Source organism: Mycobacterium sp. SM3041, from assembly GCF_039668335.1.
Lineage (GTDB): Bacteria > Actinomycetota > Actinomycetes > Mycobacteriales > Mycobacteriaceae > Mycobacterium.
This window is the reverse complement of the sequence record NZ_JAYXBQ010000082.1, coordinates 88,984-111,248: the sequence shown is the minus strand read 5'-3', so window position 1 is coordinate 111,248 and position 22,265 is coordinate 88,984. Positions and strand designations below refer to the sequence as shown.

The 22,265-nt window shown below is 65.3% G+C and carries 19 protein-coding genes and 1 pseudogene; 16 read left to right on the top strand and 4 right to left on the bottom strand.

Annotated elements, in window-relative coordinates; genetic code table 11:
• Positions 1–21: 21 nt before the first annotated feature.
• From rplB to VXD91_RS29830, 14 genes and pseudogenes are all read left to right on the top strand, one after another.
• Complete coding sequence (gene rplB, locus VXD91_RS29895) at positions 22–858, top strand: 50S ribosomal protein L2 (RefSeq protein ID WP_061002785.1); 837 nt, start codon at positions 22–24, stop codon at positions 856–858.
• An 18-nt stretch (positions 859–876) separates the two neighbouring features.
• Positions 877–1,158: a 30S ribosomal protein S19 gene (gene rpsS / locus VXD91_RS29890; RefSeq protein WP_020101403.1), complete on the top strand. Its 282-nt coding sequence runs from the start codon at positions 877–879 to the stop codon at positions 1,156–1,158.
• On the top strand, positions 1,158–1,622 hold the full coding sequence (gene rplV / locus VXD91_RS29885) for a 50S ribosomal protein L22 (RefSeq protein ID WP_293017231.1): 465 nt from the start codon (positions 1,158–1,160) through the stop codon (positions 1,620–1,622). Before rpsS ends, rplV begins: the two co-directional genes overlap by 1 nt.
• A complete protein-coding gene (rpsC, locus tag VXD91_RS29880; protein WP_061002779.1) occupies positions 1,622–2,437 on the top strand; it encodes a 30S ribosomal protein S3 in 816 nt (271 codons plus the stop codon). Before rplV ends, rpsC begins: the two co-directional genes overlap by 1 nt.
• Positions 2,438–2,439: 2 nt before the next feature.
• Positions 2,440–2,856, top strand: a complete 417-nt coding sequence (rplP, locus tag VXD91_RS29875; protein ID WP_020101406.1) for a 50S ribosomal protein L16 — start codon at positions 2,440–2,442, stop codon at positions 2,854–2,856.
• The gene (gene rpmC, locus VXD91_RS29870) at positions 2,856–3,086 is read left to right on the top strand and encodes a 50S ribosomal protein L29 (protein ID WP_020101407.1); all 231 of its coding nucleotides are present in this window, start codon (positions 2,856–2,858) and stop codon (positions 3,084–3,086) included. Before rplP ends, rpmC begins: the two co-directional genes overlap by 1 nt.
• 2 nt (positions 3,087–3,088) lie before the next feature.
• Positions 3,089–3,385: a 30S ribosomal protein S17 gene (gene rpsQ / locus VXD91_RS29865; protein ID WP_212806911.1), complete on the top strand. Its 297-nt coding sequence runs from the start codon at positions 3,089–3,091 to the stop codon at positions 3,383–3,385.
• A 129-nt stretch (positions 3,386–3,514) separates the two neighbouring features.
• Positions 3,515–4,687, top strand: a pseudogene (locus VXD91_RS29860) (cytochrome c biogenesis protein/redoxin); the annotation flags it as partial.
• A gap of 30 nt (positions 4,688–4,717) precedes the next feature.
• Positions 4,718–5,281 carry an ECF RNA polymerase sigma factor SigK gene (gene sigK, locus VXD91_RS29855; RefSeq protein WP_346417090.1) on the top strand — a complete coding sequence of 188 codons (564 nt, stop codon included), beginning with the start codon at positions 4,718–4,720 and terminating at the stop codon, positions 5,279–5,281.
• A complete protein-coding gene (locus VXD91_RS29850) occupies positions 5,278–5,964 on the top strand; it encodes an anti-sigma factor (RefSeq protein WP_346417089.1) in 687 nt (228 codons plus the stop codon). Before sigK ends, VXD91_RS29850 begins: the two co-directional genes overlap by 4 nt.
• A gap of 313 nt (positions 5,965–6,277) precedes the next feature.
• On the top strand, positions 6,278–8,125 hold the full coding sequence (locus VXD91_RS29845) for a hypothetical protein (protein WP_346417088.1): 1,848 nt from the start codon (positions 6,278–6,280) through the stop codon (positions 8,123–8,125).
• Position 8,126: 1 nt separating this feature from the next.
• Positions 8,127–9,629, top strand: a complete 1,503-nt coding sequence (locus VXD91_RS29840) for a hypothetical protein (RefSeq protein ID WP_346417087.1) — start codon at positions 8,127–8,129, stop codon at positions 9,627–9,629.
• The gene (locus VXD91_RS29835) at positions 9,626–11,107 is read left to right on the top strand and encodes a glycosyltransferase (RefSeq protein ID WP_346417086.1); all 1,482 of its coding nucleotides are present in this window, start codon (positions 9,626–9,628) and stop codon (positions 11,105–11,107) included. The genes VXD91_RS29840 and VXD91_RS29835 overlap by 4 nt, the downstream gene beginning before the upstream one ends.
• The gene (locus tag VXD91_RS29830) at positions 11,104–12,783 is read left to right on the top strand and encodes an ABC transporter (RefSeq protein ID WP_346417085.1); all 1,680 of its coding nucleotides are present in this window, start codon (positions 11,104–11,106) and stop codon (positions 12,781–12,783) included. Before VXD91_RS29835 ends, VXD91_RS29830 begins: the two co-directional genes overlap by 4 nt.
• Positions 12,784–12,787: 4 nt before the next feature.
• On the opposite strand, the gene VXD91_RS29825 is transcribed toward VXD91_RS29830, so the two are convergent.
• Genes VXD91_RS29825 through VXD91_RS29815 form a run of 3 tightly spaced genes read right to left on the bottom strand, consistent with a single transcriptional unit; the run spans position 12,788 to position 16,217 of the window.
• Entirely contained in the window at positions 12,788–13,684 is an 897-nt protein-coding gene (locus VXD91_RS29825) for a DMT family transporter (protein WP_293017224.1), read from the bottom strand.
• A 2-nt stretch (positions 13,685–13,686) separates the two neighbouring features.
• The gene (locus VXD91_RS29820; protein WP_346417084.1) at positions 13,687–15,042 is read right to left on the bottom strand and encodes an alpha/beta hydrolase-fold protein; all 1,356 of its coding nucleotides are present in this window, start codon (positions 15,040–15,042) and stop codon (positions 13,687–13,689) included.
• Positions 15,042–16,217 carry a lipase family protein gene (locus VXD91_RS29815; RefSeq protein WP_346417083.1) on the bottom strand — a complete coding sequence of 392 codons (1,176 nt, stop codon included), beginning with the start codon at positions 16,215–16,217 and terminating at the stop codon, positions 15,042–15,044. The genes VXD91_RS29820 and VXD91_RS29815 overlap by 1 nt, the downstream gene beginning before the upstream one ends.
• A gap of 320 nt (positions 16,218–16,537) precedes the next feature.
• Here VXD91_RS29815 and VXD91_RS29810 point away from each other — a divergent pair, with 320 nt between their 5' ends.
• Together VXD91_RS29810 and VXD91_RS29805 are read left to right on the top strand one after the other, a co-directional pair.
• Positions 16,538–18,085 (top strand): DUF1254 domain-containing protein, encoded by a 1,548-nt coding sequence (locus VXD91_RS29810; protein WP_346417082.1) that lies wholly within the window; start codon positions 16,538–16,540, stop codon positions 18,083–18,085.
• 46 nt (positions 18,086–18,131) lie between these two features.
• The gene (locus VXD91_RS29805; protein WP_346417081.1) at positions 18,132–19,667 is read left to right on the top strand and encodes a DUF1254 domain-containing protein; all 1,536 of its coding nucleotides are present in this window, start codon (positions 18,132–18,134) and stop codon (positions 19,665–19,667) included.
• Positions 19,668–19,715: 48 nt separating this feature from the next.
• Here VXD91_RS29805 and VXD91_RS29800 read toward each other — a convergent pair whose 3' ends face one another.
• A complete protein-coding gene (locus VXD91_RS29800; RefSeq protein WP_346417080.1) occupies positions 19,716–22,226 on the bottom strand; it encodes an arylsulfatase in 2,511 nt (836 codons plus the stop codon).
• Between the last annotated feature and the right edge of the window lie 39 nt (positions 22,227–22,265).

Genomic DNA, 22,265 nt, shown 5'->3' with positions numbered 1-22,265 from the left:
GAGTTAAGGGATTAACTGATAATGGGAATTCGCAAGTACAAGCCGACGACCCCGGGTCGTCGCGGTTCGAGCGTCTCCGACTTCGCCGAGATCACTCGTTCGACTCCGGAGAAGTCGCTGATCCGTCCGCTGCACGGCACTGGTGGTCGTAACGCGCACGGCCGCATCACGACTCGTCACAAGGGTGGCGGTCACAAGCGTGCCTACCGCGTCATCGACTTCCGTCGCCATGACAAGGACGGCGTCAACGCCAAGGTCGCGCACATCGAGTACGACCCGAACCGCACCGCCAACATCGCGCTGCTCCACTTCGTGGACGGCGAGAAGCGCTACATCATCGCCCCCAAGGACCTCAAGCAGGGCGACGTTGTCGAGTCGGGCCCCAACGCCGACATCAAGCCGGGCAACAACCTGCCGATGCGCAATATCCCGGCCGGTACCGTCATCCACGCCGTGGAGCTGCGTCCGGGCGGCGGCGCCAAGCTGGCCCGCTCGGCCGGTGTCAGCATCCAGCTGCTCGGTAAGGAAGGCGCCTACGCCACGCTGCGTATGCCGTCGGGTGAAATCCGCCGCGTCGACGTGCGCTGCCGCGCCACCGTCGGCGAGGTCGGCAACGCCGAGCAGGCGAACATCAACTGGGGTAAGGCCGGCCGTATGCGGTGGAAGGGCAAGCGCCCGACCGTCCGTGGTGTCGTGATGAACCCGGTTGACCACCCGCACGGTGGTGGTGAGGGTAAGACCTCCGGTGGTCGTCACCCGGTGAGCCCGTGGGGCAAGCCCGAGGGCCGCACCCGCAAGCCGAACAAGCCGAGCGACAAGCTCATCGTCCGCCGCCGGCGCACCGGCAAGAAGCGCTAGGCCGGAAAGGAATAGACGATGCCTCGTAGCCTCAAGAAGGGTCCGTTCGTCGACGACCATCTGTTGAAGAAGGTCGACGCGCAGAACGAGAAGAACACCAAGCAGGTCATCAAGACCTGGTCCCGTCGGTCGACCATCATCCCCGACTTCATCGGTCACACCTTCGCCGTCCACGACGGTCGCAAGCACGTGCCGGTGTTCGTCAGCGAGGCGATGGTCGGGCACAAGCTCGGCGAGTTCGCCCCGACGCGGACCTTCAAGGGTCACATCAAGGACGACCGGAAGAGCAAGCGCCGCTAATGACTACCGTTACTGAATACCCGTCCGCGAGCGCCAAAGCGCGCTTCGTGCGTGTGTCGGCGAGCAAGGCCCGTCGGGTCATCGACCTGGTCCGTGGCAAGAGCGTCGAAGAAGCGCTCGACATCCTGCGGTGGGCACCGCAGGCTGCCAGCGAGCCGGTCGCCAAGGTGATCGCCAGCGCTGCTGCCAACGCACAGAACAACGAGGGCCTGGACCCGACGACCCTCGTGGTCGCCACGGTCTTCGCCGACGAGGGCCCGACCGCCAAGCGGATCCGGCCGCGCGCCCAGGGGCGTGCGTACCGAATCCGTAAGCGCACCAGCCACATCACCGTGGTCGTCGAGAGCCGTCCCGCGAAGGACAAGGGCTCGAAGGGCGCATCGGCCGGTGCCGCGCGCGCTCGTCGTGCGCAGGGCAGCAAGGCCGCCGCTGCCAAGACCGAGACGAAGGGAGGCTCGGAGTAGTGGGCCAGAAAATCAACCCCCACGGCTTCCGCCTCGGCATCACCACCGAATGGAAGTCCCGTTGGTACGCCGACAAGCAGTACGCGGACTACGTCAAGGAAGACGTCGCCATCCGCAAGCTGCTGGCCACCGGCCTGGAGCGCGCCGGCATCGCCGACGTGCAGATCGAGCGCACGCGTGACCGCGTCCGGGTGGACATCCACACCGCACGTCCGGGCATCGTCATCGGTCGCCGTGGCACCGAGGCCGACCGCATCCGCGCCGACCTGGAGAAGCTGACCGGCAAGCAGGTTCAGCTGAACATCCTCGAGGTCAAGAGCCCCGAGGGCGTCGCGCAGCTGGTGGCGCAGGGCGTCGCCGAGCAGCTGAGCAACCGTGTCGCGTTCCGTCGTGCCATGCGCAAGGCCATCCAGTCGGCCATGCGTCAGCCCAACGTCAAGGGCATCCGGGTGCAGTGCTCGGGCCGCCTCGGCGGTGCTGAGATGAGCCGCTCGGAGTTCTACCGCGAAGGTCGCGTGCCGCTTCACACGCTGCGCGCCGACATCGATTACGGCCTGTACGAGGCCAAGACCACATTCGGCCGTATCGGCGTGAAGGTGTGGATCTACAAGGGCGACATCGTCGGTGGCAAGCGTGAGCTCGCCGCCGCCGCTCCCGCCGCCGACCGTCCCCGTCGGGATCGTCCGTCCGGTACCCGTCCGCGTCGCAGCGGTTCGTCGGGCACCACGGCGACCAGCACCGAGGCCGGCCGCGCTGTGGACGTCGCTGTTGAGGCCCCCGCCGGCGATGCGCCGTCGGAAGCAACGGAGAGCTAAGCATGCTGATTCCCCGCAAGGTCAAGCACCGCAAGCAGCACCACCCGGAGCAGCGCGGTATCGCTAGCGGCGGCACCTCGGTCAGCTTCGGTGACTACGGCATCCAGGCCCTGGGCCACGCCTACATCACCAACCGGCAGATCGAGTCCGCTCGTATCGCCATCAACCGGCACATCAAGCGTGGCGGCAAGGTCTGGATCAACATCTTCCCGGACCGCCCGCTGACCAAGAAGCCTGCCGAAACCCGCATGGGTTCCGGTAAGGGTTCGCCGGAGTGGTGGGTCGCCAACGTCAAGCCGGGTCGCGTGCTCTTCGAGCTCAGCTACCCCGACGAGAAGATCGCCCGGGAGGCGCTGACCCGCGCCATCCACAAGCTGCCGATCAAGGCACGCATCGTGACTCGAGAGGAGCAGTTCTGATGGCAGTTGGAGTTACGCCTGGTGAACTGCGTGAGCTCACCGAGGAAGAGCTGACCACGCGTCTGCGCGAGTCGAAGGAAGAGCTGTTCAACCTTCGCTTCCAGATGGCCACCGGTCAGCTGTCGAACAACCGCCGGCTGCGTACCGTGCGGCAGGAGATCGCGCGGGTCTACACCGTCCTGCGTGAACGCGAGTTGGGCCTGGCGTCCGGGCCGGTTGGTAAGGATTAGTCATGGCAGAAACTAAGGGCCCCAAGCACACGCCGGCCACCGAGACCGAGCGCGGCAGCCGCAAGACCGCCATCGGCTACGTGGTGTCGGACAAGATGCAGAAGACCATCGTGGTCGAGCTGGAAGATCGCAAGATGCACCCGCTCTACGGGAAGATCATCCGGACCACCAAGAAGGTCAAGGCGCACGACGAGAACGGCGATGCCGGTATCGGCGACCGCGTCTCGCTGATGGAGACCCGTCCGCTGTCGGCCAGCAAGCGCTGGCGGCTGGTCGAGGTGCTCGAGAAGGCCAAGTAAGGCTTTCGACAGACATCGGAACTGCCCCTCTTCTTCGGAAGAGGGGCAGTTTTGTATTCGGTGCCCGTTCGGCGGGAAGTTTCTGCGTCGCAATCCAATCCGGATCGGCGTCGGCTCCGAATACGGGGCATGCACACACTCGTTCTCATCGGATTCCTCGGCGGACTGATCACCGGCATCTCGCCGTGCATCCTGCCGGTCCTGCCCGTGGTCCTGTTTTCCGGCACCAGTCGCCGCCCCTACCGGGTGATCGCCGGTCTGGTCCTGAGTTTCAGCGTGGTGACTCTCGTCGGCACCGTCGTGCTGCAGCAATTGCACCTGCCAGCCGACATCATCCGCTGGGTCGGCCTGGTTGCCCTCACGGCCATCGGGGTCGGTCTGATCTTCCCGCGCGTCGAACGCCTGCTGGAAGCACCGTTCGCGCGCCTGCCGCAACGTGACATCGCCGGCGGCCGTAAGGGTTTCGGCCTCGGTCTGGCGTTGGGTGTGCTGTACGCGCCCTGTGCGGGGCCCGTGCTGGCAGCGATCGTGGTTGCCGGGGCGACCGGCCGCATCGGGCTGGACACCGTCGCGCTGACCGCCTCGTTCGCAGTGGGTACCGCACTGCCGTTGCTGTTGTTCGCCGTGGGCGGGCAGCGAGTTGCCGAGCGGGTCAAGGCATTTCAGCAGCGCCAGCGGCAGGTCCGGGTGGCGGCCGGCGTGGTCATGTTGGTCGCCGCGGTGGCGTTGGCGCTGAATCTTCCTGCCACAGTGCAACGGAAGATTCCGGACTACACCGCGACGTTGCAGGCGCGTATCGCGCCGGCCGGCGTTGACTTGTCGAATTGCGCGGAGGGCGCGAGCGTCCTGCAGAGCTGCGGTACCGCGCCGGACATCGTCGGCATCGACAGCTGGTTCAACACCCCCGGCGACGCACCGCTCGACCTGAAAACCTTGCGCGGCAAGGTGGTTCTCGTCGACTTCTGGACCTATACGTGCATCAACTGCCAGCGCGCCATCGAGCACGTCACCGGTTGGTACGACCGCTACAAGGACCAGGGCTTCACCGTGATCGGCGTGCACACGCCGGAATACCAGTTCGAACACGACCGCGCCGGCGTCATCAAGGGTGCGGCAGATCTGCATATCAAGTATCCGGTCGCCCTGGACAACTCGTACGACACGTGGAACAACTACCAGAACCAGTACTGGCCGGCGAGCTATCTGATCGACGCCGCCGGCGTCGTCCGGCATATCAAGTTCGGCGAGGGCGACTACGACGTCACCGAAGGCATGATCCGTGAGCTGCTGGCGCAGGCGAAGCACTGACGGGTGAGGTTAGGCTGCTCGACGATGGCCGCGTCGTCTGAGCACACCCCCGATCTCGGTGCCTTGCTGCAGCGTGTCGCGGACGGAGATGCCGACGCGTTCGCGTCGTTCTACGACGCGACCTGCTCCCGGGTCTTCGGTCTGGTCCTACGGGTGCTGCGGGACCGCGGCTACAGCGAGGAGGCGACGCAGGAGGTGTACGCACAGGTGTGGCGCGCGGCGGCCGGTTACGACCCCGCGGAGGGCTCGGCGCTGGCCTGGGTCATGACGCTGGCGCACCGCCGGGCGGTTGATCGGGTACGCGCGGAGGCCGCGAGCCGCCGGCGTGAATGGGACTACGGGACAACGCATCTCGACCGGCCGTCGGACGAGGTGACGGAGGCGGCGGTGCGGGGTGAGGATCGTCGTCGGGTGGTGGGCTGCCTCGGCACTCTCACCGACGCGCAGCGTGCGGCAATCGAGTTGGCCTATTACGACGGGCTGACCTACGTGGAGGTCTCCGAACGCCTGGCCACCAGTCTCGGCACGGTGAAATCGCGGATGCGCGACGGGCTGCGCAAGCTGCGTGATTGTCTGGGGGAGTCATGAGCGAGCCGGCCGAGTTCGAACTGCTGGAGCTGGCGATGCCGTATGCGCTTGATGCCGTCACCGATGCCGAGCGCGCCGACATCGAGCAGCGGTTGGCCGCGGCGCCGGGGCCTGTCGCGGAGGCATTCCGCATTCAGGTGGTCGAGGCCCGCGAGACTCTCGGGACACTGGCGGACGCGACGGCCGTGCCGCCGCCTGCGGCGCTGAGAGACGCTGTTCTGCACGGCAACCGGAGTCGGATCAGCGAACACCGTTGGCGCAATGCGGTTCTCGCGGCGGCCGCCGTGCTGGCTGTCGGCGGCAGTGCCTTCGCGGCGGGCTGGCTGCTGCGGCCACCGCCCGCACCGCCGGTGGCCGAACAGGTGATGACCGCGCCCGACGTCCGCAGCGTCTCCACGTCGTTGCGGTCCGGCGGAACCGCGACCGTCGTCTACTCGCGGGAGCGCGGGGACGGATTGGTGATGTTCGACGGTGTTGCGCCGCCTCCGCCGGGGATGGCCTATCAGGTGTGGTTGATGAAGGACGGGGTCCCGGTCTCGTCGGGGCCGGCGATGCGGGATGCGCGCACCGTGATGGTGCCGGACATCGGACGTGCCACGGCACTGGGTGTGACGGTTGAGCCGGTGAGCCGCGCCAGGGATGCGCTGCCCGGCGACATGGTGGGGCGGGTCGTGCTGCCCTGAGGCGCAAGTCTCAGCCCAGTTATTTTCCCGACGGTCGCGAAACTGTCCGTCAGCTGCCGAAAATGGTCCGTATTGCGGCTGGCCGCGAAGGAAATGGATCTCTCACCCAATTCGGGTGAGTTCGTCGAATTGTTCTCGGCGAATTTCGGTTTGGGTGGCGATTACACCGGATCGTCCGTATTCGGCTGCGCCCAACGAATACTCTCCAGTCATGAATTCGTTGCGGATTCGTTTGTCGGGAGTTCTGGTAAGCGGCTTATCGGTATTGGCTCTGGGTTTCGGTGGGGTAGGAGCTGTCCAGGCTGCTCCGGACGTGGCGCCTGTCAGCACCGCGGGCTCCGGAAGTTTGAGCCTCGAGTCACTCGGTCTGGGTTCGTCACTGGGTTTCTACGGCCTGCAGGCCGAGACGACTCTGTCGATCCCGGTTCCCGTGGGATTGGCGCCCACGGCGCTGACGGCGACGGTGGACGTGCCGCCCTATATCCAGCGCGGTGCGGTCACCGTGATCCAGGACGACAGGACGATATCTCGTACCGACCTGCCGCCGGACCGGGGCACCATCACGATTCCCCTCGCCGGTGCGCAGATCGTCGACAACGCGCTGACCGTTCGGTTGCGCGTCAACCTCATCCCGGTTCTCGACAACTGCGTCTACGACCCGGCAAATCCGTTGCGGCTCAGCGCGGTCGCGGTGTCGTTCAGCGGTGTCGAATCGGCTCCTGCCACCGTGGCCGAGTTCCTGCCGCCGGTCCTGCACCGGCTGACCATCTTCCTGCCGGGGACTCCGTCGCCCACCGAGTCCGATGCCGCCGTCAAGCTGGCGACTTCCGTTGTGGCGCACTACGGCTCGCAGAATACCGCCGTCGCGGTCGCCGCACTCGACGGTGCCGCCGTTCCGCCGGCGCCCGCAGCGGCCTTCGAGCGGCAAGTGGTGATCCGGGAGAGCCAGGCTCCTGCGGTGGCGCTGCAGCCCGCGGCGGGCAGGCCGTCACTGCTGATCACCGGGCCCGCCGGAGCGATCGCCGATCAAGTGCGGCTGCTCAGCAGCAACCTCTCGCGATTGGCACTGGCCTCGAAAGCTGTTGCCGGACCGCTGGCCACGGTCGCACAACTGCCGACGAACCTCACCACCATCCGGGACCTCGGGCAGCCGGGGGTGAACGCGACAGCGCTGACCAACCCCAGGGTGACCATCCCGCTGGATCAGACTCGGCTCGGCCGCGTCGCGCGCGGCCTCCGGGTGCACTTGGAGGGCTCCTACACACCGTTGCCGTCGACGGTCGGCGGGCAGGTCACGGTGAAGGTGGGCGACGACACGTTGACGCGGTGGCCCACCGATTCCTCCGGCGCGATCGACCGCTGGGTCGACGTGCCGGACCGGTTGGTGACCAGGTTCACCAACCTCGACGTCGCCGTCGAAGCTGCCGGAAATACCGGGCGCTGTGGCGAATTCCAGCCGATCACCCTGACCATCGACGGCGCCACCGAGGTGCAGAGCCAGTTGGCCGATCCGCCGTCTCCGCTCGGGTTTCAGTCACTGCCGCAAGCGCTGATGCCGAAGGTGCTCATCGGGATGAAGGGGCCCAACGCATTTGCCGACACGGCACGCGCGGTTGGCATCATGACCGGGCTGCAGCATATGAGCCAGCGCCCGCTGGACTCCGACGTGGTGCCGTTCGACCGTGCGGCCGGCGCACAGTTGCCCGCCGTCCTGATCTCCGCCGACGGTTGGGATCGTAAGGACCTCACCTTGCCGGTCTCGGCCGGTGCGACCGGCCCACTGACCGTCGCCGGCAGCGACGGCAAGGGCGGTGCCGCCACGCTGACGCTCGACCCGGCGCAGCAGTTCGGATCGCTGCAGACGCTGTACAGCGGCGGTCGCACGGTACTCGTCGCCACGTCGAACGGTAGTGCAGCCCAACTGGATTCGTTGCTCAACTGGCTCGGCACCGATGTGCGGAACTGGCGGGACCTGGACGGTACCGCAGTGGTGGCCATGGCCGGCCACCCGCCGGTCGTGCTCAACACCGATACCGGTCCGGTGGTGACCAGATCGGATGATCTGCCGAGCTGGGTGCCGTGGCTCGGTGGCGGCGTGGTCGTCGTGCTCGTCGGTGCGGCGGCGTTGACGGTATTGCGTCGACGCCGGGCGGACCGCTGACGTGCCGGAAGGCGCGCCGTCGGTCATCGATTCGCCGGAGCCGGCACCGGCCGCACTGGTGTGGTTTCGCAGCACCACCGGGCGGTTGTTCCTGCGCTGGGGCTACATCGCGCTCTTGACCGTCGTCGCATTCCACCGCAGCCTGGCGGTCCTGGTTCAGGCGACGGTCGGCGACACGCTCAACGGCTATATCTGGATGGTGCTGGTGGCGGGCCTGCTGGCGACCATCGGCATCGCGAGCCGCGAGCGCCGCGAACTACCGATCCACGACCGGGAGACGGACATCATCGTGGGCGCGATGGTGCTGGGCGTGGCGCTGCTGCTGCACGGCGTCCTACTGGCGCGCTACACGGTCTATTTCAGCTTGTTGCGGCTCGATCTGGTGGCGATGGGCTGGTTCGTCCTCGGGTGCACCATCGTGTTGTTCGGGCTGCGCCCGGTGATCCGGTACGCGCCGGTGTGGGTCATCCTCCTGCTGCTCTTCCCGTTGCCGTATCACGTGCTGGTCGTCGCCCTCGGCAGCAACCGGGCGGCCGCCGCCTTGGCGACGCTCGTGGTGCCGGTGTGGGCGGCGGGGATATGCGTGGGCAGCACCCGCCGGCGCGCACTCATCGGCGCGGCAATGGCGTTGGGTGTGGGGCTGGGCGTGGTTGCGGTGATGGTGGCAGCCACCCCGGAGGCGCCGCTGTTTGCCTACCAGGTGGTCCCGTCGCTGACGGCTGTCCTGGTGACAGTGGCCGTCAGGTTCCGGCGCGGCTCGATTCAGAGGCCGCCCCCGCGTGAATTGGCCCCGCTGGCAACCAAACAGGTGTGGTCGGCCGTACCGATGGTCGCGGTGGTGGCGGTACTCCTGGCCTTGGTGCCGCTGCCGCGGATGTCGGTCCCGAGCGACGTCGCGGTATCCGGCGCGGGATTCTGGAAGCCGCTGCAGGTGCCGCCCGGCTGGCATGAGGAGCGGGAGACCGAATACCCGAGGGTGGCACGCCTCTATGGCGCGGATGCATCCTTCATCCGTCAACAGATCCGAGCGGATGTCGGCAACCCGAAGTGGGACAAGCTGTCTCAGCCGCGCCTCGTCGTGATCGACTCCATCTCGACGCGCAATCCGTTCGCCTTCGACGTGTATCCGAGCATCACGCTGTATCCGTTGCCCCGATCACGGGTCAGCCCGCCGCGGGCGGTCGATCTCGGCGCCGGTGTCGTCGCCCAATTGTTTTCGGCGACCGATGACCAGTTGCTGGTCACCTGGAACGTCATGGTGTGGACCTGGCACCACCGATCGGTGGCACAGCGAATCCTGATGTTCTCGGTTGATTTTCACGAAGACGGGGCGCCCATACCCGAGCCCGGACACTCGGTGCCCAGCGTGCTGAATTCGCTCCTGGTGGTGTTGTTCCGGGGCAACGCCGCGGTCTCCAATCAGGCTGCACAATTCAAGGACGCAGACATGCTGGCCGAGGTCGGCCGCAAAGTGGTTGCGGCGCAAATCGAGTCGCGCCCATGAGAGTCGAGTACGAGCACCGTGACCGGCTGCTGTCGGTGGATTCGGCCACCGAGGCCCAGAAGCAGCGGGCGCTGCACCGCGCTGTCGATGGTCTGCGCGAGGACGACCCGCTCCGTTCGGCGTCGGTGCCGGTACTCGGCTGGCAACGCGCCGCGCTGTGGGGTCTGCTGGCGGCGACCGTGGTGTGCGCGGCGCTGTGGCCGAAGATCACCGCCGTGACCTTCGTCGGGTTGTGCACGCTGGCCTACGTGGTGTCGATGGTCGACCGCATCTTGACCTTTCGGACCGGCCTGGCGGCCCGCGCGATCGTCATCTCCGACGACGCGGCGCGCGCCATCCCCGATGCCGACCTGCCGGACTACACGATTCTGGTGCCCGCGTACAACGAGCCGGAAGTCGTGGCAAATCTGGTCGGCTCGATGGCAGCCCTCGAGTACCCGCGGGAAAAGCTGCAGGTGCTGTTACTGCTGGAGGCGGACGACGATGTCACCATCGCCGCCGCAAAAGACTGCGCGAACATCGATTACGTGAGCATCCTGCTGGTGCCGCCGGCCGAGCCGCGCACCAAACCCAAGGCGTGCAACTACGGGCTGCAGTTCGCCACCGGCGAGATCGTCACCATCTACGACGCCGAGGACGTGCCCGAACCTCTGCAGCTTCGCAGGGTGGTGGCGGCGTTCCGTCAGCTGCCGGACAACACCGCATGCGTCCAGGCCAAGCTGGCCTACTACAACGGTCACCAGAATGTGCTCACCGGTTGGTTCACCGCCGAGTACGGCCTATGGTTCGGCTACCTGTTGCCCGGCCTGATGCGCAGCAATTCCCCGATTCCGTTGGGCGGCACCTCGAATCATCTGCTGCATCCGGTGCTGGACAAGATCGGCGCCTGGGACCCGCACAACGTCACCGAGGACGCCGACCTGGGCCTGCGCATCGCCGCGTCGGGATATCAGACCGCCATCGTGGACTCGGTGACGCTCGAAGAAGCGAACAGTGATCCGATCAACTGGGTGCGTCAGCGCTCGCGCTGGTTGAAGGGGTACCTGCAGACGTGGCTGGTCCAGATGCGGCGTCCGCGGCAGTTGTTGCGCACGTTGGGTTTCCGGAACTTCGTCCGGTTCAACGTGGTGTTGTTCGGGACGCCGATCATCGCGGTGATGAACCTGCTGTTCTGGCTCATCACGGTGCTGTGGTTCCTCGGGCAGCCGTCCGCCATCGAGGCCGTGTTCCCCTGGTACATCTACTTTCCCTCGCTCGCTGCGCTGTCCATCGGCAACATCGCGACCATCTACATGAGTCTCATCGCGCTGCGCGAGGACGACCGCGCCGACCTGTTGTGGCCGGCGCTGAGCGTGCCGCTCTTCTGGTTGATGATGAGCGTCGCCGCGGCGAAGGGCACCTACCAGCTGATCCACAAACCGTCATACTGGGAGAAGACATTCCACGGACTGGCGGATCAACCGGAGCCGACGACGTGAAGCTGCGCTCACTGACCGACAGCCGGGTGCGGTGGCTCGCGTTCGCGGTCGCCTTTGTGTGCTATGCGTCGGTCGGGTACTGGCTGCAGGTGCGGCACGGCTTCATCATCGGCGATGCGCTGGCCCGGGTGGCAGCCGCACAGAGTGTGCTGTTCAGCCGGTCCCCGCACGTGGCCGCCATCGGATTCATCTTCACTCCGCTGACGGCGGCGGTCCAGATCCCGCTCGTCGCCCTCGCTCCGCTGTGGCCGGACGCGGTGGCCCGGGCGTTCACCGGGTCTCTGATGTCGGCTGCTTTCATGGCGGGCGCCGTGTATCAGATTCTCGGCATCGGAATGGATCGCGGTGTGCCGCGCAGCTTCACGCTGACCATCGCCGCGTTGTTCGCGCTGAACCCGATGATCATCTTCTACGGTTCCAACGGCATGAGTGAGGCGCCGTTCATCTTCTTCATCGTGTGGTCTGCCCGGCGGCTGATCATGTGGATGGTCGACGACGACGTGCATCACCTCGTCGTGGCCGGAGGCGTCGCGATGGGGCTGGCCTATCTGACGCGGTACGACGCGGCGGCGGTGATCGCGGCGGCCGGGTTCCTGGTTGCCATCACCACTTTCGTGCGAGCCGCGAAGTCGCCGCGGTTCAAGCGAGCCCTGATGGACATGGTCTTGGTGAGTGGGCCGGGGTTCCTGTCGTTCATCGGCTGGGCGGTAGCCAGCTGGCTCATCACGGGACTGGCGTTCGCGCAATTCAGTTCGCAGTACGGCAACAGCGCGATCCTGGCGCAGGAGGGCGGTGCCCCCAAATCGTCGATGTGGGACGGGATCGTCTACTCGGTGGCATCGTTCTCGCTGCTCGCGGTGACATTGGCGCCGTTGATCGGGTGGGCGGTGGTGGCCCGCTGGCGCAGGCCCGGGTGGCCCATGCTGGTCGCCCCGCTGGCGATCTTCGGCGCCGTACTGGCCTTCCAGGTCTATACCTTTTCGAAGGGCGCGACGTTTCCATTCCTGCGGTACTACATCATCGCGATCCCGTTCGCGGCAGCGGTCACCTTCTTCTGCGTCCCCAACGGACCGCTGCGGGAGCCCACCCGACGCGGCAATTACGCTGTGCCGGAGGCTGACCCGCCGCAGCGGCCGCGGCGCTGGGCGTACGCGGTGCCCGTCCTGATCCTCGCCGTGTGCGCGCCGGTCGCGGGATTCGGCATGTCGTCACAGAAGTATGCGCCGCAGGAGTATGGGCTGGGCGCACTGCTCGCGTCTCCGGACGCGACCGGGCAACGAAACCTGGACCAGCGCAGGTTGGCCGCGGCGTTCTCGACGGAGCGGGAGATCGCCGCATACCTCGACCGGATGCAGCTGCCCGACGGGTCGATCCTGGCGGACCCGGTATACGCCTTCTCGATCATCGTCGCGTCGCGGCACCCAAGAATGTTCGTGGTGCCGTCCGACCCCGATTTCGTCGCGATCCTCAACGACCCGACGGCGAACAAGATTCGGTACATGCTGGCGGTGCCGAACAAGGGCCGCGGTACCTCGGACGCGCTCAACCTGCGTTACCCGACGCTCTACGAAACCGGCGGCAATGTTGCCACTTTGGAGTTGGAAGCGCCCAATGACGGGAAAGACCAACCGGTTTGGCGTCTCTATCGGGTCCACGAGGCGCTGCCGGCGTCCTGAACGACTACTCGGTGAGGTATTCGCGCGTGCTGTCGGCGGTCGCCAGCCCGATGATGCCTACCGCGATGATGACGGCGGAGGCGGCGATCTGGGCCAGCAGAAGCGGTTCCCTCGGGAACACCTCGAAAGCGAACAAGGCGAATGCCAAGCTGGCCACCGGATTGGTGACGCTCATCGCCGCTACCGCGGGAGGCAGGGTGCCTGACGCAAAAGCCAACTGGCCCAACACCACACCACCGAGTACCGAGATGGGAACCGCGTAAAGCGGCCAGTCGGTCAGCATGTCGGCCAGGCCGCGGTGCGCGTAGTCGCGCAGCGCCAGCTTCATGAAGCCCGCGCTCATCGCCTGGAACAGCCCGGTGCCGGTGCCGAGCAACATGCCGGCCAGCCAACTTGGGGACCGGCGGCTCACCGCCACCAGCACAACGATGACGCCCAGCACGCACACCAGGGTGAGGATGATGCGCGGGCGGTCGGGATGCCCGGCCAATCCCATCCGGCCCTCGGTGGACAGCAGCAGCGCGATTCCGCCGCATACCGCCACTGCAGACAGTCCATCGCGGACGGCAGGCCACCGGTGGCGCTGTAGCGAGGCCAGCGCCAGCACGAACAGCAACTGCGTCGCAATCAGGGGCTGCACGGTTGCGACGGTGCCGACGGCAAGCGCCGCGGCCTGGAATCCGAACGCACCGAAGTTGGCGAGGACTCCCCATTGCCAGGTCCGGTTCGCAGGCAGGCCCTGCAGCAGGTGCTTGGCGCCCGCCGATTCCTGCACCGACGTCCGGGCGCCGGCCATGACCTCCTGGGAGCCGCGCCGCTGCAGATGCGCGGCGAGCGCGAACAGGTACGCGGCGACGAGCGCCAGGGCGATGACGAGACCCATCTGCGGCAGTTCGCCCATGCTCAGCTGCCCGGCATCGATTTCGCACGGACCGCGGGCGTCCCGAGTCGGTAGGCCAGCCATGGCAGCGCTGCCGCGAAACCTGCTCCAGCGGATTGAAAGTCGTGTTGTCCGCCATATCCGACGACCGCGCATTCGATATTGTGTCCGCTCAGCAGCACGCACAACTTGTCGGCGTTGGCTTCGTGGTCATCCTTGTAAGCATCCCAGTCGGCAGCAGGAGCCGACGGAGAATTTGTGCCCGGGCGATGGACAGTCGGGATATCGCCCGATACGCCCATCCAGGCGGCCATCGTGTCGTACCGGCCGTGCGCGAGCACCACGGATCGGGGATCGAAAGCGGCCCATGCGTCCGCATCTCCGCCGAACAGTCGCCCGACGGTCTGCGGTTTGGTGCCGGCATTGGGCCCCAACTGACCGTCGAGAGCGACGAAGACGCTGAACTTGTCCGGGTTGCGTACCGCGGTGGTCAGCGCGCAGGTGCCGCCCGATGACCAACCGACCAGCCCCCAGTTGGCGGCTTTCGGGCTCACGTTGAAGTGTGAGACCAGGTACGGCAACACATCTTTGGTGAGATGGTCGGCGGCATTACCGCGGGGACCGTTGACGCACTCGGTGTCATTGTCAAATTTGCCTGTGGTGTCGGGAAACACGACGACCGGGGTGTTGCCGTAGTGCAGGGCGGCAAACCTGTCGAGAATCTTGAGCGCGTCGCCGGATTCCAGCCAGTCGTTGGGATGGCTGAACTCGGCCCCCACCATCATGACCGCGGGCAACGTCGGGGGCGGGCTGCTCCTGAACCAGGCAGGTGGCAGGTAGACCAATTCCGTGCGATGCGCGAATCCCGATTCGTCACCGGGGATGGTCACTGCAACGACGGTGCCGCGGCTGGGCTGCTCACCGCGCGCGAGCATCGCGGCGAGTTGATCTTGGTCGATCCACTGATCGGGCTGCGCTTGCGTGAAGCGGTGCCAGGCCGCCTTCACGGTGGGCAGGTAGCCGGTTGCGGTGTTGAGGGCCGCGAACGCGCATAGCACCGCAAGCGGAATGGCCAGTATGGACACGACTCGTTGCCACCATGAGCCGCTTCGCCAGCCGAAAACCAGAATCGCCGTGGCGAAGCCGACCATGAAATCCCAGAACACGGTGCCGAACGAGACGGCATCGGCGGACCAGCCCTGGTTGTTGACGACCAGTCGCACTGCGGCCGCGAGCCCGGTTCCGGTCAGCACCGCTGCCGGGACCCAGTGCCGGAGCCATGTTGCGGGCCGGTGCCGTCCGACCGCGACGGCGATCGCCGCGATGGCGAGCACCTGCAACGCTATGGGGATCAAGCCGCTGGTCAGTGACAGGTTCATCATGTGCGCCCTGCGCAATCGTTGGTGGCGGGAACAGATTTGAATCTGTCATTGATCCACGCCAGCGCGGTGGTGAGGTCGGCTTGTGGGTCGGGACGCTGCTGAATGGTGATGGTGTCTGCCATCTTGCACGCCGCGGCCAGTGCGCGATCGGTCCACTCGAACGGGGGTACCTGATCAGCGGTGTTGTAGCTGACCAGCATGGGCGCCAGCGCGGGCCCCTGCGGCAGGTTCGTTTTCCGGAGGTACCCGCGCAAGGTGGACAGTGCCTCGGGTCCGGACGGTTTGAGGTCCGCGGGCGCGATCGTCGATGCGATGACTTCCGGTTTGTCGGATCGGCAACCCATCAACGCATCCCATTGCTGTTGGGCGGTGCCACGCCTGAAGTCATCCAGTTCCACGTCGTACTGATACTCACGATGCATTGCCGCCAGATACCGGGCGAACACCACCTTCTGGCCGTCGCTGAGGGTGCCCGCCTGCGCGGCGTCGGCCAACCCCATGACGTCAGAAATCGGTGAAATACTGGCCACACCAACGAGTTTCATGCCCCATCCGTAGCCATCGGCCAGTTCGTTCGCGGCCCACGCGGCTTGTCCGCCTTCGCGCACGCCTAGTGCGGCCCATGATGTCGACGACTGCGGCACCATGGTGTGCGTGGCCCGGGCTGCATCGATCATGTTGTAGCCGGCGGTGGTTGAATCCAGGTACGGGTAGTAGTGGTTGTAGTCGTCGTCGGTGACGGCCGGCTTGCCGAGGCCCTGATAGTCCGGAACGGCCACCACGTAACCGGCTCGCAGCAATGTGGCGACGGTCGGAGCCAGGCCGAGCAACGTCGGAGACTGCGATGGTGCGCAATCAGGAGTGATGCCGGTGACCGGGTGTCCCAGCGCGGCGATGGGGAAGCCGTCAACCGGCGGTGTGCTTTTCGGCACCAACACGACCGCGCTCACATGGGTGCCGCCATCGTTGACGCCCGAACGTGAGACGTAGGTGACGGTGTCGATGGATGCGGCGACGTCGCGCAGTGTGGGGTCGACATCGGTGACCGGGACAGCTGTCGGCCGCTCGTCGGCGCTATCCGCTGTCGGTTTGCTGGCGTTGTCGGTGGCCGTGCCGCTGCAGCCGGCGAGCAAAACCATCGCGACCGACAGCGTCGCCAACGTCCGAATCATCAACCGGTCCCCTTAGCCGACATCCCAATTCGATCGTAGGCGGCGACCGTGCCCAAGCCGTGGAAACGGGCAAACGGGTCCATCCGCTCGTGCATTCACCCCGGTCGAACCGCCGTCAACTCCTCTCACCCCAAATGGGTGAGAAACAAAGCCTCAAGGGCAGCAATCCAATTCGATTCCGCTGGACCGGCCCGGAGCCGCGGGACTGGCGGTAGTTTGTGAATCAAGTGGAAATGTTTGCAGCCGAGACTTTGATGCGACGATGGGAATGCTGCACTGTGAGTGACTTGAACCGTAGGCAGCTTCTTCAGGCGACCGGCGTGACCGCGGCGACCGTCACTGCTGCAATCGGAGTGGCGGCGTGCGGAACAAAAGAGGGCGCCCCGCCACCTGCGGCGAACTCGCTCGACCGTTTCAGGACGCTGGCCGATGCTGAATTCCAGGGTGGGTACCCCACGGAGCAGGCCGCCGGTCTCCTCAGTGACGAGTTGTACTTCCAGCGGGCGGTGCAGGCCTACCTGTGGGCGCTGCCGGCCGTGAACATGTACGCCATGAAGAAGGGTCTCGGGGCGGTCGCCGGTACCGGCTACAACGTGATGTCGGTGTACGAGAAGCGACTCAAGCCCAACACCGTCATCACCACGCCGAACTCGGATGTCATCTACTGCATGGGTTTTGCGGATCTGAGTCAAACCGGGCCGTTGGTGCTGGAGGCGCCCCCGAAGATCCAGGGCCTGATGGACGACTTCTGGCACCGACCGCTGACCGGACCGAACATCAACGGTGTGCAATATCTGGGCGACATCGGTATCCCCGGCCCGGACCGGGGCAACGGTGGCAAATACCTGGTGGTTCCGGCCGGTCAGAAGGTCGAAGACCTCGGAGTCGACCTGAAGGACTACTACCTCTATGAGTGCCCGACCAACGGGGTGTTCATTTTCCAGCGCGGCTTCTTCCAATCTGTCGACGACCTGTCGCCCGGTGTCAAGGCGGTTGAAGGACTGGTTGTCCGACCGCTGAAGGGCCCCGCCGAGCCCATGAAGTTCCAGCACGTTTCCGATCTGCCGGCCGACGCGCTGTTCGCGCATGACGCCAGTTACTTCGACATGCTCAACGAGCTGATCCAGAGTGAGCGGCTGGATTCCGTCGATCCGTATATGCACGGCACTCTTGCCGCCCTGGGAATCGCCAAGGGCGGCAAGTTCGAACCCAGCGCGCGGCAGCATGAATTGCTCGATCTCGGTGCGCACACCGCGTGGAAGATGGCGAAAAACATTGCCGCGCACTTCGATCAGGAAACCAATGCACTGTGGTGGTCCGACCGGCACTGGGTGGCGCACGCCAAGACGGAACTCGACGACTTCTGGCACACCTTGCTCGATGAGCAGTTCCGCGATCGGAAGACCGGCTATACCGACGTCAATGCCAAAGCGCACATGTTCATCAACGCGTATTCCATCAGCACCGGCATGATGTCGTCGATCGTCGGTTTCGGCGCCAAATATGGTGCGGCCTACAAGGACAGCAAGGGCGAGTACCTGCGGGGCGAGAACACGTACACCATCGATCTGCCCGCCAATCCACCGGCGAACATCCTGTGGTCGGTCACGGTGTATGACGCCGACACGGCGTCCGGTGTCGACGTGCCGGGACAGACCTACCCGTCACTCAACTCGATGAACAATCTGAAGTTCAATCCGGACGGATCGGTCACTTTCCATATCGGACCCAATCCGCCCGATGGAGCCACCAACTGGCTCAAGACGGTACCCGGCAAGGGGTGGTTCAGCCTGATCCGTTGGTATGGGCCGAAACAAGAGTTCTTCGATCACAAGTACAAGCCCGGCGATTTCGTGAAGGTGTCCTGAGGGTCGTCTCTCGGCCGAATCATTTTGCAGAAAGGCATTTTTGGTCATGACCAACGAATTGTCCCGCCGATCGGCGTTGCGGGCCGCAGGCATGGCAGCAGTCTCGGTCGGTGCGGTCGCGGCTGTTGCCGCCTGCACCAAGCCGGAGCAGCAGCCGGGTCCACCGGCGCCCGGCACGTCGTCACCCACGCCAGTGCCCGGCGCGAACGGCTCTCAGCCACAGGTGACGCAGCCGGCCACGGGCATTTCGATGACGCCCGGTTACGCCAGGACCGTCGCGCAGATGGCCTACCTGTGGGGCTGGCCGATGGTCAACATGATCAACCGGCACGACAAGATCACCGCGGCACCGCAGCCGGGACTGCTGGGTGGCATTCTGCCGGTGGCGCCCCAGGGGCGATTGGCCATGCTGTCGAACTACATCGAGCCCAGTGAAACGTTCGTCACGTGTCCCAACCAGGACGTCGTGTACGGCCTGGCCTACATGTCGCTCGACGAGCAGCCGGTGATCGTTCAGGTCCCTGACTTCGGCGACCGCTTCTGGGTGTACGCCCTCAGCGACGCGCGCACCGACCAGTTCGGTGAACTGGGCAAGCCGTATTCGACCAAACCGGGCTTCTATCTACTCGCCGGCCCGAATTGGAAGGGGGACAAGCCGAACGGCGTGGAAGCGGTGATTCGCTCCTCGACTGCGCTGGCGATCGGGTTGCCGCGGATCTTCATGGACGACACGCCTGAGGACCGCGCGGCGATCCAGTCGGTGATCAACCAGGTGAACATCTATCCGTTGTCCGAATTCGACGGCAAGATGAAGACTGTCGATTGGGCGAAGCTCCCCACGATTCCCGCGCCTCCGTCAGATGCCGGTGCGGGGGAGACCAAATGGGTTGTGCCGGAGAAGTTCTTCGATCAGTTCCCGCAGGTGCTCGACACGGTTCCGCCGCTGCCTGGAGAAGAAGCGCTGTATGCCCAGTTCCGATCGCTGATGGATGCGGCCAAACAGGATCCCGCCATTCACCAGGTTCTGGTCGACACTGCGGTGGCGAGCGAGCGCGACGTCATCCTTCCGTTCTTCCAATGGGTGCACAACGGGCGGCCGGCAGGAAACGGCTGGAACCGCTCGACCAACAATGCCCAGTGGGGCATCGACTATTTCAACCGCACCGGCACCGCCAAGTCGAACATGTTCGACAACCGGCCCACCGAGACGCAGTACTTCTATACCGATAACGACGGCAGCGGCGCTCCGCTCGAGGGCGGTCGCAACTACAAGGTGACCTTCCCGGCCGGACAGGAGCCGCCGGTCGACGGCTTCTGGTCGCTGACGCTGTACAACGACAAGCACCTGTTCAATCCCAACCCGCTCAAGCGGTATTCGTTGGGAACCAAGAACAAGAACCTGGTGAAGGGACCGGACGGCTCTCTGACCATCTATGCCGGCGCGAAATCACCTGGGCCGGACAAGGAATCGAATTGGCTGCCGGCACCCGACGGACACTTCTCGCTCTACATTCGGGCTTACTGGGGCAAGCAAGCGGTCCTCGACGGCAGCTGGAAACCGCCTACGGTGGAAGCGATCTGAACATGAATCAGGGGCGCCGGCTCGGTCGACGCCCCTGATTCACCACCATCAGTCGCGGGCGAACGCGCCCTGTGCTTCCTTCTCCAGATCGATGTACGCCTTGCCGCTCACGTCCACCGCGACCACGTTGATGGTGCCGCCGGTGAACCGGCCCGGGTTCTGGTAGAGGCCCGAAACGTTGTCGCCGCTGTCGAAGCCGATGCACAGGCCGTCACCGGCGAGGGTGAACTTACCGATCTGCGCGCGCATCGGGCCCTGGGTGACGACGTTGCCATCAACGTAAAGCTTTGTGGTGCCGATGGACTCGCCATGTTCGCCGCTGCGCTCGCGGATGAACTCCATGCCGAGGTCGTGCTTGCCGGGGGCCAGGGGTGGCGAGGTGAACACCTGCTCGGGCGGGATACCGAGGAAGTTGTACACGTAGAACAGCTTGTTGTCCTTGATGAACAGCGCATGACCGCCGAACCGGGAACCGTGCGCGAAGATCACACCCTGCGCCTGCGGGGTGAGGTCGGTGTTGGCGATGATCTTGTAGGACTTCCCGCGGATATTGACCGCGACTGCCTCGGGCACCGGGGACGCGTCCGGGTAATAGAGGTACCGCTCGCGCGGTGGCTCGAACTGCGGCCGTTGCAGGGTGAGCAGCTCGGTGGCGGTGCGATCGTCCAGTGGCAGCACGAAGTTCTTCTTGGCCTCGTCGAACCAGGCGTCCTGCAGTTCCTTGAGCTTGTCCGGGTACTTGTCCGCGACATTCGTCGATTCCGAGCGATCTTCGTCGACGTGGAACAATTCCCACTTGTCCTGGTCGAAGTGCCCCTTGCCGCTGATCGGCGCGTGTAGCGCGGCGGCCTTCCACCCGTCCTGCCAGATACCACGGGTGCCGAGCATGGCGTAGTACTGGCGCTTCTTGGTGGTGGGCGCATCCTTCGTGTCGAAGGTGTACTTCATCGAAACCCCATTGACCGGGAATTGTGGTGTGCCTCGATAGGTTTCGGGCATCTTGATGCCGATGACATCAAGGATCGTCGGCACGATGTCGGTCGCGTGGTGGTACTGATGCCTGACTTCGCCCTTGGCCTTGATGCCCCTTGGCCAGTGGATGACCATTGGGTCGCAGGTGCCGCCGGAGAACTGCGAGTAACGCTTGAACATCTGGAACGGCGTGGAGAACGCAGTCGCCCAACCGGTCGGAAAGTGGTTGTAGGTAGCTGGAGTGCCGAGCTTGTCGATCATGGCCATGTTCTCGGCCAGGTCGTCAGGATATCCGTTGAAGAACTTGTTCTCGTTGACCGAGCCGTTCGGGGAACCCTCGCCGGAGGCACCGTTGTCGGCGCAGTAGAAGATCAGGGTGTTGTCCAGTTGGCCTGTCTGCTGCAGGTAGTCGACGATGCGGCCGACCTGGGCGTCGGTGTACTCGGAGAACCCGGCGTACACCTCGGCCATCCGGCTGAACAGTCGCTTCTCGTCAGGGTTGAGGGTGTTCCACGGCCGGACCATATCTGCTTCCGCCGCAACATCTTTCGGCAGCGGATTGATCGGCGTCATCTTCGTGTCAGCCGGCATGATGCCCTTGTCCTTCATCCGCTGCAGCACCCACTCGCGGTAGGCCTCATAGCCGTCGTCGAACTGGCCCTTGTACTTGGCCGCATACTCGGCCGGGCTGTGGTGCGGGGCGTGATTGGCGCCCGGGCAGAACCACATGTACCAGGGCTTCGACGGATTGGTGGCCCGCTGATCGCGGAGCATCCGAAGGGCTTGATCAGCAAGGTCTTTCGACAGGTGATAGCCCTGCTCAGGAGAGTAGGGCTGCTCGATGTAGCGGTTGTCCTCGACCAGGTCCGGGTACCAGTTGTTGGTCTCGCCGCCCAGGAAACCATAGAACCGGTCGAAGCCTTTCTGAACCGGCCATTGCGACTTGCTGCCGCCGCTGGCGAGGTCTTCCTCGGGGACGTTGTGGTCCTTGCCGAGCCAAAAGGTGCTGTAGCCATTCTCCTGCAGCACCTGGCCGATCGTCGCGCATTCGTCGGGCAACCGGCCCGATGCGCCGGGGAATCCCTCGGAACCTTCAGCGATCGACGCGAAGTTGTTCACGTGGTGATTGCGGCCGGTCAGCATGCAGGACCGGGTGGGGGAGCAGAGGGCGGTGGTGTGCCACTGCGAGTAGATGAGGCCGTTGTCGGCGAGCTTCTGCAGCGTCGGCATGTTGATCCGCCCGCCGTAGGGAGACCACGACGCCATTCCGGTGTCGTCGTAGAGCACTACCAGTACATTGGGCGCGCCCTCAGGGGCGTGCTTGAGCTCCCACTGGCTCCAGTCCTCCTTGGAGTCCCGCACGTCGAGTTTGACCTCGCCGTGGAACTTGTCCATGACTTCCTTGGCCGCGGCGCCGCCGTCGCCCTCACCGGGTGTCGCGCCCTTGTCGTCGCACCCGGCGATGAACGACGACCCGGCCGCGACACCCGCGGCGGCCGCGAGGCCGCCGATCATCGAGCGTCGGGACAGTCTCGGACCGGAATGATCGGGAGCAGGCTCGGACGGTGAATCAGTAGTAGGTGCCATGGCGCCATTATTGGGACGATCAAGTGCGTGCGCAGCCAT